The organism is Vibrio pectenicida (assembly GCA_024347015.1).
Classification (GTDB): domain Bacteria; phylum Pseudomonadota; class Gammaproteobacteria; order Enterobacterales; family Vibrionaceae; genus Vibrio; species Vibrio pectenicida.
On record AP024889.1, the window covers coordinates 2586953 to 2600504 of the forward strand.

Below are 13552 nucleotides of genomic sequence, written 5' to 3' on the forward strand. Positions count from 1 at the left end.
GCTCAAACACAGTCCTGCTCACCTTGGCGAACGCGGTTAGCAATTTGCTGGTATTCTTCTGCGATAGTATCACCAAACACAGGATCACTCTCACCAACACTCCACAGTTTCTCAACCTCTTGCCAGTCATGGAGATTAAAGCTTTTTTCAATTAATGGCAGGATGAAACGCTCTTCTATCTCTAAATGACGTTTTTGCGCTAAGATGAACTCCTCGAGCTGCTTAACAAACATATCTTGTGGTACAACAGCATCCTGAAGGATCATTTCGACCGTATTAAGAAAAGTATGAGTTTTGTCCGATAATACCTCATGCTCGTGTTCCAAATTCTCTAGTTCCTGTTTATGCCCATAATGTTCCATATAATAGTTATAGAGAATATCTTCTTTAGGATGATGTACACGTTCTGAATGATTCGCCAAATAGTCCACAACTTCTTTAACCAAGCTATAATTAATAAACTTTTCAGCCTGTAGTTGAGCAATGTTCTGTTTTAATACAGCCAAAAGCCGGACCATATAGCTATGCTCTCTACGGATCCTTTCCATCATCATGATAAGTCTCCTTAAAACTTATTTTTTATAAGTGTATAAGGAAACCACCATGATAAGTTTGATGTCGTTCCAAGAATAAACACAAAAAGTAAGCTTAGCTTCATATTGTGACTGATATTGGCAAACGCCAGTCAATTGCTGACTTTCCTATCGAGTGAAGAATTTGATTAGCTTGAGAAAAGTGCCGACAACCGAAAAAACCTCGATGGGCTGAAAGAGGAGATGGATGTGGTGCTACTAGGACATGATGTCGCTCTCGATCTATAAATCGTCCTTTCTTCTGGGCGTGTGAACCCCATAATAAAAATACAACACCAGACTGTTGCCTATTAACCGCCTCAATCACTCTATCTGTAAATGTTTCCCAACCTGTTTTAGCATGTGAATGAGCCTTACCTTGCTCAACAGTCAGTACTGTATTTAACAAAAGCACACCTTGCTCGGCCCAGCTCTGTAGATATCCATGAGGAGGACTCTCAAAACCCTCAATATCCTGAGACAACTCTTTATACATATTGGTAAGTGAAGGGGGTGGTTTAATCCCTGGGAGAACAGAAAAACATAAACCATGTGCTTGCTTGGGACCGTGATAAGGATCCTGCCCAAGAATGACTACCTTTATATTACCAAATTCAGTAGCACGAAAAGCATTAAAGACATCTTTTTCCGCAGGAAAAACGACCTTTCCCAATGCTCGCTCAGATTCAACAAAGCTTAATGTTTGCTGGAAGTAATCCTGCTGTTTTTCAGCTCCAATTACATCATGCCATACCAATGACTGGCTCATGTGTTGTTCCTTTTCCGGTTCTTGCTGCAATGATTGTCGCAAAAAGTGTCAAAGGAACAAAGCAATTAGAGATAGTACGTCAGTGTTTTTGCGGAGTCCTATAATGCCCTTGCCCTACCACATGGCGGTTTGGCATAGGAAAACGAGAAACTCGAGCACGAGTATAAAATGATGTGTATGGCATAATCATGTCCTCAGTAGAGTTAAAGCCTAGTTATGCTATGAAAATTTAATGCCAACATTCAAAAAGTCATTCATCCTATGATAATTTACAGCCAACCAAGTATTCGCATTAATAAAACTAAATTTAGTTTTTATTCCACAAGTTAAACAAAAATTCATATCACTTGAAGCGTAAAACCTATTGGGTATCTATAACGATCTAACTCTGACAAACATATCCAGTAATCGTACTGATTTTTGATTCAATTTAGACCCTTCTATAAATGATTCTCAGAATGACAAGGATTAGAATAAAAAATAAACCCTCTTATCGTTTTCAACTTTTCAGCTATACCTCAACCAGAAATTGATGATCGTCACTTCTCATTGAAAACCAACATTGTAGTAAACTTACAACAATAATTCTGGGAAATATCAACATACTAGAAACATAACTAAAGCAAAAAACAATCAACATACATAAGGCTAATCTCAATCAAATCACTATATTTCAAGTAATTAAAAATAGTTAACTTCAATTGATAAAAATCAAAATCAAGTGCCTATAAATAGGTTATATAGTATCCAGAACATAAGTTTTTGAAAAAAAACACCACTAGCTATTAATATCGACTAGGAGATAGGCATGATTCAAGGTATACAAATTACTAAAGCAGCCAATAACACGTTACTTAACTCAATATGGTTGCTCGATAGTGATAAAGGTGAAGCTCGATGTGTAGCGGCAGAACATGGATTCACCACAGATCAAATTATAGCAACCAGTGAACTCGGTGAGTATGAGAGCAGAGAAGTCGCGATTGAAACTGCACCGCGTATCGAAGGAGGCCAGCACCTAAACATCAACGTACTAAAACGTGAAACACTAGAAGATGCTGTAGAAAATCCTGAAAAATACCCCCAACTTACTATCCGAGTTTCAGGCTATGCTGTTCGTTTTAATTCTCTGACAACGGAGCAGCAACGTGATGTAATTGCTCGTACATTTACAGAATCGCTTTAGTAGGTGCCTAATTGTAAGGCGTAGCGATACGCCTTTTTGATACTTAGTTGTCTTCGTCTTCTCAGTTTAACCTTCGATTACCTCAAAATATACTAAGCTATCATTAGCGGATTTTTCGAAACCTATTCTAGGGGGGACTAGTTTAAAAATGCGATCGACCTTAAGACCCACCCTCGGATTTAAGCTATGTGTCCATTTAGGAATTTTGATTACACTTGTACTCGTATCGTTTGCTATTTTGGTTGGAGAATATAGAGAACAAAAACGCCGAATTCTTGTCAACTATTCTGTCATTATGGAGTCTAAAGTACGTTCTAGTATTGGCGTATATAATAAGTTTTCTCACTATGTCTACCAGCAGATTACTAACAATGATGAGGTAATCAAGCTATTATCGATAGCAGTCGAGGGGAAAAACGACAAGCGAGACGAAGCAAGAATAAAACTATACCAATTACTTAAATCTAATTATCAGCTTCTTAGAGCACATAACTTTAGGCAACTCCACTTCCATTTACCTAATGGTGATAGCTTTCTTCGAGTACATAAACCTGAAAAATATGGCGACAATCTATTTTCTATTCGTGAGTCTGTCAGGCTAGCCAATACACAACAAAAAATAGTTGAAGGCTTTGAAGAAGGACGCATTTTTAATGGTTACCGATTCGTCTATCCAGTGTCAAAAGGGCAACAAGCTCTAGGTAGTGTAGAAGTATCTCTATCAATGGGAAGCATTGTAGACCTTCTGGTTGATTTATACCCTCGAGACGACTTCCAATTTATTATCAGTCAAAATGCAGTCGATTCAAAATTGTTTAAGGACATGAAAAATCACTATATACCCAGCATTCTCGCTGATGGGTATTACTACGATAAAGCGGTATTTGAAAAACATTTACGTAACGTGAAACACAGAAGCCTGATCGACCAAGCTAAAAATTACAGCAGTCAGCTCAAGCCTTTATTTGACAAAAAAGAGAGCTTTTCACAAGCTATATCTTTACAAGATCAAGACTATATTATTAGCTTTCTTTCGATAAAAAACTTCAAAAATGAACATGTTGCCTATTTGATCAGTAGCTCACGAGATAATTTATTGAGCACTTTACTCCATAACTACGCGACTTACTTAATCTTAATCGTAGTTGTGTCACTATTTTATATCTGGAATATTTATTCTGAATTTACCCACAAAAAAGAGCTGACTTACCTGTCCAGTACAGACTTTTTGACCAAGCTTGCAAATCGCAACAAATTCACTGAGCATTTACACTTTGAACATGAGAAATCGAAGAACTTTGATTCCACACTGAGTATAATTATCTTCGATATAGATCATTTTAAGAAAATAAATGATGAACTGGGACACAATGCAGGAGATGATTGCCTGAAGGAACTCAGTGAACTCGTTTCTAAGAAAGTCAGACACACAGATATCTTAGCAAGATGGGGAGGTGAAGAATTCATAATCTTACTTCCAGAAACACCTGAAGAAAGTGCCCTTAAAGTGGCAGAAGCGGTAAGAAAAGCAATCGAGTCTAATGCCTTTTCATTAGCTCGGCCCATAACTGTCAGCTTAGGCGTTGCAGAATCATCTTCTAATGATACAAATGTTGAGCAGGTTATTGCAAGAGCAGATGAAGCACTCTACGCATCCAAAAATGATGGTAGAAACAGGTCTAGTTCTTGGTATCAAATTCAAGCAAAAACTTAGCCTTATTACCATCATTTAAAATCAGTTATATTTAAATAAATAGACAGTAAATTTAAATATATAATCAGCTCTTAAACATATGCTTTCTATTAGATAACAATAACCCTACAGATATTAATTAAATTACTTAAACGTACCAACTTACGTGGCAGGGTTAATGTTTCAGAAAAATATCAATATGTATTTGGGATATAAATCATACTTCAGTTACTTAGATCATTTACTCTCACAGAACAAATAACCTACCTTGTTGTAACATTTTAATAACAAGGAAGTTTTATCATATGAAATTGTCAGCATTTATTTTTTCTACCCTACTACTAGCCAGTCAAACAGTATATGCAAATACAACAACTTATGTATATTGTGGCCTACCTGATGCAAGTGATTGGGAATGGCTCTTAGACGAAAATGATAATTATATGACAATACCAGGGAAATGGGGAAGAATAACTGAAGCAAGTGGCCACTATTTCAAAGTATTTAGAGTGAGTGAAGAAGTTTGGCAACAAAAATCATTTAACTGCCCTTCTGGTTATACTTCACAGCCTGCAGATAGCGGAACATCACGCTGGGAAATCTTTGAAGTCATTCGGTCGAATGGCTCTAGCTACTTTATTAATGGCTATAAGACGTATTATTTACAAGGTCAAATAGATGCGAATTTCCAACTTAGAGTTTGATTGAAATATAACTTAAGCAATGATTCAATATATTAAATCATTGCTTATCAACAAGATTTAACTCATTATATTTCTCACCATACAACCATTAAACAATGAGGTAATCATGCTTAAAAAATCTATTCTATTATTCACCATTGCTTTATTTTCATCAGCGAGCTCTATGGCAAGCATTAGCTGCCCTCCAGGTGAAATTCCAATATGTAGTGTGAATTTATGCTTTTGCGATAAGCTTTAATAGGATGCTTATTCATTAAACCATTATGATTAATAGGCTGTTTTAAATCCAGCCTATTTTCCACCTAAATAAAAAACCAACGGCCTATTTAATCGGTAATAATTAATTATTTAAAATACAAAGGATAATTTATAAAGTGAATTTTTTTTCGATCTTGATCTTATTTTTTTTATTTATATCCAACGCACATGCACAAACACCAAATTACTGGAAAAAAATATCACTAGGAAGTAGTCACACTTGCGCTGTATCAGAAAGTGATGCTATCTACTGCTGGGGTAATAATTACTCAGGACAGTTAGGGGTAGGCCTATCCAATGTTCATTCTATAATCAGACCAACTGCTGTCAATTTATCTGGTGAAAAAAAACAAATCAGCCTTGCTGCCAATCACTCTTGTTCTCTATCAACACTCGGAGAAACAACTTGTTGGGGAAACAATAGCCGCTATTTACTTGGGCAAGGGCTTTATCGATTCATCGCTCCAAGAGCACTATCACTTCAATATTCAGCAAAATTCCTTTCAATGGGCAGCAATCATGCTTGCTTAATACAAAGTGATAATACTGCGCAATGTTGGGGCGACAATTTCTTCGGCCAACTCGGTACTGGCAGAACTCGACCTGAACTCTTTCCCACTGCTGTAATAGAACAATCACCACTAACAAGCATCCAAGTAGGTGATAATTTCACCTGTTTTCAAACAGAGTTAGGTCAAGTAAAATGTTGGGGAAACAACTATTTTGGTCAATTAGGCATTGGCTTTCCAACTAATCAAACCAAAGATAATCAATCTTATTTAATGCCACAAACCGTCCAATTAACTCGCCCAGCAAGTTCTGTTAACGTGGGTCACCAGTTTGCTTGTTCTCTGCTTGATAATCATCAAGTCAAGTGCTGGGGTAATAATCAATCAGGCCAACTTGGGATAGGACATCGAAGAAATAAAGCCAGACCAACAAGCTTAACGTTCGCTGAAAATGTTCAAACACTTGCACTCGGTAAACAACATGCTTGCGCAATACTACAAAGCGGAACACTGCAATGCTGGGGTTCCAATCAACATGGGCAACTGGGAATTGGCAACTACCAAACCCAAACCACCCCGACGACAGTCACTCTTGGTCAAAGCGCCAAACACATATCGCTCGGTGATAGGCACACCTGCGCGATCTTAGAAGATGATACTCTCAAGTGCTGGGGAGACAATATCATAGGGCAGCTAGGGCTGGGTCATCGAGAGACCAAAGCAACACCTCAAACTGTCATCTAGGTATATACGCCATTGTCTTACTTAATTCTTTTTGTAAGACAATGGTGATGAAAAAATTTAACTACCAAGTCAGAATAACTTAAGCTAAATTGGGTTATCCATTCCTATTTTTCAACGTTATTCATGTTACTTGAAGGTATTGAAACTTTACTGGTGCTTAGCAAAGCAAAAACCATGAGCCGCACTGGTAGCCTACTGTACATAAGCCAATCTGCGGTCAGTAAACGTATCGCTAATTTGGAAAAGAAATTGGATAAGAAATTGATTGAGCCTTGCGGCCGTTCAATCAAACTTACGCCCGATGGCCAAGCTTTGATTAAGAGTATAGGCCCCTCATTTAACGAACTTCGTGGTCTTATCTATGAACAGCAAACACTGCAAGATACCTCATGGATAACTCTTGATAGCTCCAAATCATTGATTGCAGGATATCTTGGTAAAACTATAGCTGACTACTTAAGAGACGACTCTTTCCTCAGGATTACCACAAATCATACTCCAAGAATTATCGAACACGTTCAATCAGGCAAAGCCACTTTGGGCCTCTGCGCTGGCCTAATACCAGCCCATCATGGCTTGCTCACATTCCATTTAGCAGATGAACCTTTTGCTATTGTGTACCATAAACCGTTAACCCAATTACCAGATAAAGTCATTACTAATGATCTAACCAACCCAGCCAATAGCTACCAACGTCAGACACTCGACAAGTTTAATATTACGCCAATTATGGAAATGGACGCTTACACAGCTGCTGCTCAACTCGCACTTGGGGGGACGGCACCTGCTCTTATCCCTAACTCGATCATCAAAGCCTTAAGCATCTCAGAAAAATACTGTTTTCGTTTTGCCGAATTAGCACATCTGATTCGCCCAATTCATATCTGTGTCAGGCAAAGTGTCTATCAATCACCCAGAGTTAAAGCATTGATATTAACCATTGGTGATGCTGTTGCCAAAGCAGTTTAATTGCCATCGCCATCGACATAGTAATAACTAAAGGTCGAATCCATTTTTGCCCTTTTGTTACCACTACTTTCGCACCGAGACGTGCTCCCATAAAACCGCCAACAGCCATAGTTAAACCCAGCTGCCAAATCGGTAGGCCAGCCATAATAAAAAACAGCAGCGCGGCAATATTAGAGGTAAAGTTAAGCACCTTAGTACGTGCAGTAGCAGCCACCAGAGAAAATTGGCCAATAATCACAAAGCACACGGTAAAGATAGATCCTGTACCAGGGCCAAAAAAACCATCATAAAATCCAACACCACCGCCAACACACAGAGCAAACATCGCCTCAGATAATTTTGCTTTTCCTGAGTGAGGTTTACTCTTAGGCATAAGTAAAAAATACAGTGAAATTGCCAGCAAAAATATCGGTATTAGACTGGTCAAAATATTAGCATCGATATATTGCACTGCCTGTGCACCTATTGCCGCACCAATAAAAGTGCACGCAATGGCAAGGCGCATTTCTTTTAGGCTCACTAAGCCATTGCGGACAAAGTACCAACTGGCTGAAAAGCTGCCAAATGAGCTTTGCAGCTTATTTGTGGCCAGAGCCTGAGTCGGGGGAACGCCAGCGGCCAGAAGAGCAGGTAAGGTCAACAACCCTCCCCCACCCGCCATGGCATCAATAAAACCAGCCGCAGTAGCAACAAAAAAAAGTAAGGTTAATATTTCAAATGAGATGTCCATATCGAAAGCTTGTTAATCACTAATGACAATAAACATATCACTCTATTTTTATCTCACATAAGGAAAGCTTAGATATTGACCTATTCCTTTTTTTCATCATTTATAGAAAGCAAATTTTATTGATAATAAATAAATGACATCTTACTCATACCCATCACCCAAGGTGAGATCGTACTTTGATTGAGCTTTATATAAGCGGTGAAATCTGAACATGTCCTCAACGACATGGGATAAATTTGAAAGCAGATCAATTGCTTGTTGGTCATTTTCTCGTTCAAGTTTTTCAGCTAGAGAAAACATCGCTTTACTATTAAAAGTGAAGAAAAAAGGTGGTCATAGGTTGAGGCTCTGCTTAAATGTAGTCGTTCTAAGGTTGCCAAAGTAAAAAAACTGACAAAATCAGCACAAGGCACTTTCTAACAAGAAAATGCCCCAAAGTTTGTCAGTGTGGGTTGAACCTGATTTCAAATCCTGAAATTTGTCTTAGTTTTCCTCATGCCTAGACTTCTAATTATATGACTCCACTGCAACACACCTAGAGCAATACCCGCCTACATTTTTAACCCTAGATTAGCCAAGCATATCTAATGATTAGCTTCTGGTTTACTAGGCAGAATTGTAGTGGCACAATAAATTTTCCCATTATCTTTTTATATATTCAACATGAATTGTCCCGCTTAATAGGTATCCCTATTACTTATTAAGCGGAATTTTTTGAGTTATACATTAAACCAAGTTAGTAACTTATATTGATAGTAAGAATGAAGAAAATACTAACGTAATATATACCGCCATAATTGACGGTATATATGTTCAGATTAAGTACCCTGTGAATCGAAATTTAAACGCTTAAGTTGATCACACCTTGACTGCATTGCACACAGGTAAGGCTAGTTGCCTTCCCCTGAGTTACTCAAGCTTGTCAATTCTTTTAAGACAGCTTTTTTCTTCTCAGCATGCTCAATCATATGCATATGCTCCTTTCCTTTCTTTCTGAAATCCAATACGTATTGATATTCCTTCGTCGAATACTCTATTGGTTGTCTGTCATCGGCGCGTTCACTAGCAATACCACGTGTATTGTCCTGATGTTCAGATGATTTACATGGTTGTTCTATGTGTTGATTAAGTACTAGCTCTTTAATATCTTCTCCGTCGTATGACCTAGCACCTGAGTTATCAACGAGATCAGGATTATAATACGCACACTCGAATTGCTCACTAGCTTCATCTACTTTACAAGAAGATAAGAATCGTGGAATGCCGTCATGAATCTCCTTATCAAAATATAAAAATTCTGTGAGGTGCTTTTTGAATTCCGCTGGAGTAACATCGGGTGGCAATGACGTTGATTCAAAGTTATTGCCATTCATTCCCCCTTGAGGATAGTGATTATGGTTATACATGGACTCAAAAGCATCAGAATGAAGCCTTTTAGTATGCGTGCTATTTGTTCCTCGATAGTATTTACCACAGCCTCTTACAGAGAGAGAATTTGCTTTGGATGCACACACATATACTTCATCTCTAAATTTCTGCCCATCGACCTGCATTGGTCCCATGACCAACCAGTTAATACTATTTGCATAAGTTGCAACCACCACTGATACTGGTGTGTTTTTTTCAAAAATAGGTGGTATTTTATCGCCAAACCGTTCATATGCTTCTGTTGGTGCATCCAAACGTGCAACCTCTACAGCAAACGCTCTAGGTGAACCTCTTTCGTCGCTAAGCTTTTTGTTTTCTTCGCCTAGTACACTTCTTTGGATTTCGCTCATATTCATGATATTAGAGGTATCCCAACTGTCTATATTACTCTGGATAAAGGAAGTAGCTCCTTCAAACATTGAACGCATATCAATCACATTAGAAATATCCCAATTCCCTATATCTTGGTTAAAGTTTGTGGCGGACCAAAACATTGAATTCATATTGGTCACATTAGAAGTATCCCAATTCCCTATATCTTGGTTAAATGCAGTTGCTCCAATAAACATTCCGTACATACTTGTCACACTGGAAGTATCCCAATCCCCTATGTCTTGGTTAAAGGCGGTCGCTCTTTCAAACATGCCATACATATTCGTCACATTAGAAGTATCCCAATCATGAATATCGGCATTAAATGAGCTTCTATCAAAAAACACCTCTTTCATATCAGTAACTTGTGATGTACAGAAGGACAACTCTTCTATTTCTAATTGATCAAGTAAATTGCTATCCTGAATAAGGTGGTTATCTACAACTAGATAAGTTTTATCACCTTGAGTAAATGTGGATCCAATATCTTCATTGATACAACGAACGGTATCTGTAGTAGCATAAATGTTTTGGCTGGAAAATATTCCTGATATTAGGAGGGAGAATGAGAATAAGTCTTTCATGGTCTTTTACATATGATGCATTCCCGCTTATCAATAGACTTTACACTCAGGTAAGTGTACAAAGCTAAGCCTTATCTGCTTGTTACGACTTTTTGGTAAACTTTCAGCAATCATCTTCTATTAGGTTAAGTTACAATCTATCTATAGGGATAGAATAAGTTAGTAACGATAAGTAAATAAATTCATTAAATTTTATTATCATCAGTAAGGGTCTTTAGCGTATTGAAAATATAAACATCACGAAATAAGGTGAAACCCTGAGTTATCGTCAAAAAGCCCGATTTTAAATAGCCTTCGCTTGGACAGAGTTCCGTTTGAACATAGTGATACTGCGTTAAATTATCAAAATCACTGAAACACTCAAGACCGCAGCTCTCTGCCTGAGCCATATCTGCCCCAAAATGAGCTAGAGCCATTAGCTGCCCACTTCACAACAATCAAGTTTGACTTACTTGGTGTAATGCTTTTTTGTGCACCTACATAGGCATATACCGCACCCAACGGATGACTTAGAATAGATCACTGATACATCTGAACGGAGTGAGATTCAAGTTACTAGGAAATTTTGAAGTTCACAATGGCTTTGATGAAGGGCTATTTTTTCGTCTAAGTTTGTTTCAGCCTACATTGTTTGATGTTAACTTTATGAAAATGATAACAAACAATTACTACATGGAAGATAAATGTACATTCGTACAGTCGAAATTGAAAACTATCGAGCCTTCAAAAACTTCGAGATCAAATTTTCACCACTAAGCGTAATTATTGGTGAAAACGAAGCAGGTAAAACTAACCTATTCGATGCTCTTGCCTTGCCACTTAACAACAACGACATTAGCTTCAATAAGAAACGGCTCTCGGTATCGGATATCAACCGCGAAGCAATTAAAGAGTTTTACCAAGCGATCATCAACGGTAAGGACGATGATGAGATCAAGCTTCTGATTCCTAAGGTTCGAGTTGAGGTCGAGTTTACTGAGCCAAAGAACATTATTGAAGAAGGCGTTATTGGCAAGTGGATAATCGGAGAAGAAGCCGACGATAGCTACAAGATTCGTTACGACTTCAAGCCCAAAGATACAGAGCAATTTGTTAAGGCTGCCAAGGAGCTACTTGACGGTATCGGGGACATAAAAGATACACGCTGGTTCAACCTGCCAATTGAGCTGTACGATTACGACATAACACAAAGCAACAATGGGTTAAGGGTTAGCTATTCTGATTTAAGACTTATAGGCATCAACTCGATCAACGCTGAGCGTGATGACTTTGCCGAAAGTAACACTCAGAAATCAAACGACATCCTGACCAAGATGTTGATTTCCGCTCTCGAAGATTCCGACAAAGCCAAGATTAACAGCGCATACACTTCTTTTTTCGATGCAATCGAAAACACCGAGACATTCACAAAAATCGTTACACCTGATCCAGACTTCGAGAACTTCTTCGACGAAATTGTTGATAAGCTTGAATGTATCCCGAACCTGCCTAATTTAAAAAGCATCCTATCCAACATTACTCTGAAGTCGGGTGAAAGCTATCTGTATCAGCGTGGTCTTGGATATCGTAACCTCGTGTACATCTACCTATTATTTGAGTTCTTTAGCGGCAACAAGAATGCACTCAACCTATGCTGTATCGAAGAACCTGAAGCACACCTCAGCGTCAACAACCTCCGCTTCGCAACTGACTTTATATACAAAAGCACACAAAAAGGCGGCTCGTCTCTACAAACGCTAATTAGCTCCCATAGTCCACTGGTCATCAATAAACTTGAGCTAACCAACGTGATCGTCCTATCTGGAAATAATGCGATCCACCTAATTGATAGTAAGAAACATCTTACTAACTACCTTCGTAAGCGACCAAACTTCGACATTCTAAAACTACTGCTGAGCAATAAGACTGTTCTCGTTGAAGGCACTACGGAAGAGATGCTGATTAACGCTATCCTCTATCGCAATAACGAAAATGTTAGCAGTCTTGAAGTTATTTCTATTGAGCAAACGGGCTTTACAACTTTCATGGACGTTTGGCTACAAGTCAACAAAGGCAATACTAAGAAGAAGTTAAGCATAATTCGAGATTATGATGACAATGACTCAACCAAAGATAAGCATCAAAAGTACGATACTGATAACGACAATATTCGAGTAAGAACCACTACCAAATATACGCTCGAAGATGATCTTGCGGAGGCTGATGGAAACCTTGGCCGCCTAAACACACTTTTCAAGAAGGAGTGCAAAACCTCTGGTGATATGGCTGAGTACCTGAAGAAAAGTAAAGCTGAAAGGATGCTCAGGATAGCTGACTCCATCTTAGATGAAGAGAACAAAGATCCGATCTCGTTACCCAAACACATTCAAGAAGCCTTGGATTTCATGAAATGATTGAAATTCAGATAGCTGGCGCTGGCGCAGGTAAGACTCATAGTCTGGCTGAGAAGATCATTGCGCACTACGACTCAACATCGCATAAGAAAATCTTAGCGATTACTTATACCAACAATGCCACGCAGAACATTACTCAGGCGATTATCAGACAATTAGGATACTTGCCAGACAATATCGTAGTTTGCACAGTTCACACGTTTCTGTTGAATGAGGTCATTTACCCTTACTCTCCTTTTGTTTTAAATGAAGTACACACTACCTCTTCACAATGCAAAACGTTCTCAAACTTTCCTGCTGGAAAGTCTGCTGAGAAAAAACAAAGAGAAGCCAAGAGCACCATTTCAAGGCTAAAGAAAATTGGGGTAATACATGTCGATGAAACATATTCTGCGGCATGGAGAGTTGTCGATGAAAACTATTCAAAACACAACAGCCAGAGGAAGAAATCTAAAGTTAGGAAAGTTCATAAACTCCTAAGCAGTGCGATTGACAAGATTTTCCTTGATGAAGCTCAGGATCTAGACGAAACCGCTCTTAAAGCTTTTCAAAAAATCGGCGAGAACTCTGCTGATATTTACATGGTAGGCGATCCCAAGCAAGCGATTGATTATCCAAAAGATTTCAAAGGTTAGTTAGCA

Annotated in this window: 12 protein-coding genes; 7 read left to right on the forward strand and 5 right to left on the reverse strand. The window is 38.4% G+C overall.

From position 1 onward, the window contains the following. Positions 1-2: 2 nt before the first annotated feature. Positions 3-554 (reverse strand): hemerythrin domain-containing protein, encoded by a 552-nt coding sequence (locus OCV27_RS11860; protein WP_125322280.1) that lies wholly within the window; start codon positions 552-554, stop codon positions 3-5. 100 nt (positions 555-654) lie between these two features. Further along, positions 655-1341 carry a uracil-DNA glycosylase gene (gene ung, locus OCV27_RS11865; protein WP_125322279.1) on the reverse strand — a complete coding sequence of 229 codons (687 nt, stop codon included), beginning with the start codon at positions 1339-1341 and terminating at the stop codon, positions 655-657. 808 nt (positions 1342-2149) lie between these two features. Between ung and grcA the strand changes: the two genes are divergently transcribed. The 5 genes from grcA (at position 2150) to OCV27_RS11890 (ending at position 7404) form a co-directional block, all read left to right on the forward strand. Then, positions 2150-2527 carry an autonomous glycyl radical cofactor GrcA gene (gene grcA / locus OCV27_RS11870; RefSeq protein ID WP_125322278.1) on the forward strand — a complete coding sequence of 126 codons (378 nt, stop codon included), beginning with the start codon at positions 2150-2152 and terminating at the stop codon, positions 2525-2527. A gap of 205 nt (positions 2528-2732) precedes the next feature. Next, positions 2733-4241, forward strand: a complete 1509-nt coding sequence (locus tag OCV27_RS11875) for a diguanylate cyclase (protein WP_245986778.1) — start codon at positions 2733-2735, stop codon at positions 4239-4241. A 284-nt stretch (positions 4242-4525) separates the two neighbouring features. Beyond that, complete coding sequence (locus tag OCV27_RS11880; RefSeq protein ID WP_125322276.1) at positions 4526-4924, forward strand: hypothetical protein; 399 nt, start codon at positions 4526-4528, stop codon at positions 4922-4924. A gap of 374 nt (positions 4925-5298) precedes the next feature. Beyond that, a complete protein-coding gene (locus OCV27_RS11885) occupies positions 5299-6435 on the forward strand; it encodes an RCC1 domain-containing protein (protein ID WP_337969074.1) in 1137 nt (378 codons plus the stop codon). Positions 6436-6558: 123 nt separating this feature from the next. Continuing rightward, positions 6559-7404 carry a LysR family transcriptional regulator gene (locus tag OCV27_RS11890; protein WP_125323439.1) on the forward strand — a complete coding sequence of 282 codons (846 nt, stop codon included), beginning with the start codon at positions 6559-6561 and terminating at the stop codon, positions 7402-7404. Here OCV27_RS11890 and OCV27_RS11895 read toward each other — a convergent pair. From OCV27_RS11895 to OCV27_RS11905, 3 genes are all read right to left on the reverse strand, one after another. After that, positions 7355-8134, reverse strand: a complete 780-nt coding sequence (locus OCV27_RS11895; RefSeq protein WP_125323440.1) for a TSUP family transporter — start codon at positions 8132-8134, stop codon at positions 7355-7357. The two genes, OCV27_RS11890 and OCV27_RS11895, sit on opposite strands and share 50 nt — an antisense overlap. A 141-nt stretch (positions 8135-8275) precedes the next feature. Then, complete coding sequence (locus OCV27_RS11900) at positions 8276-8434, reverse strand: hypothetical protein (RefSeq protein ID WP_185759736.1); 159 nt, start codon at positions 8432-8434, stop codon at positions 8276-8278. A gap of 590 nt (positions 8435-9024) precedes the next feature. Then, positions 9025-10518 (reverse strand): BspA family leucine-rich repeat surface protein, encoded by a 1494-nt coding sequence (locus tag OCV27_RS11905; RefSeq protein WP_125320063.1) that lies wholly within the window; start codon positions 10516-10518, stop codon positions 9025-9027. Positions 10519-11201: 683 nt separating this feature from the next. Between OCV27_RS11905 and OCV27_RS11910 the strand changes: the two genes are divergently transcribed. Both OCV27_RS11910 and OCV27_RS11915 read left to right on the forward strand, forming a co-directional pair. Continuing rightward, positions 11202-12911, forward strand: coding sequence for an ATP-dependent nuclease (locus tag OCV27_RS11910; protein WP_125320064.1), 1710 nt, complete (start codon positions 11202-11204; stop codon positions 12909-12911). Continuing rightward, on the forward strand, positions 12908-13546 hold the full coding sequence (locus tag OCV27_RS11915) for a UvrD-helicase domain-containing protein (RefSeq protein WP_221740605.1): 639 nt from the start codon (positions 12908-12910) through the stop codon (positions 13544-13546). The genes OCV27_RS11910 and OCV27_RS11915 overlap by 4 nt, the downstream gene beginning before the upstream one ends. The last annotated feature ends 6 nt before the right edge of the window (positions 13547-13552 follow it).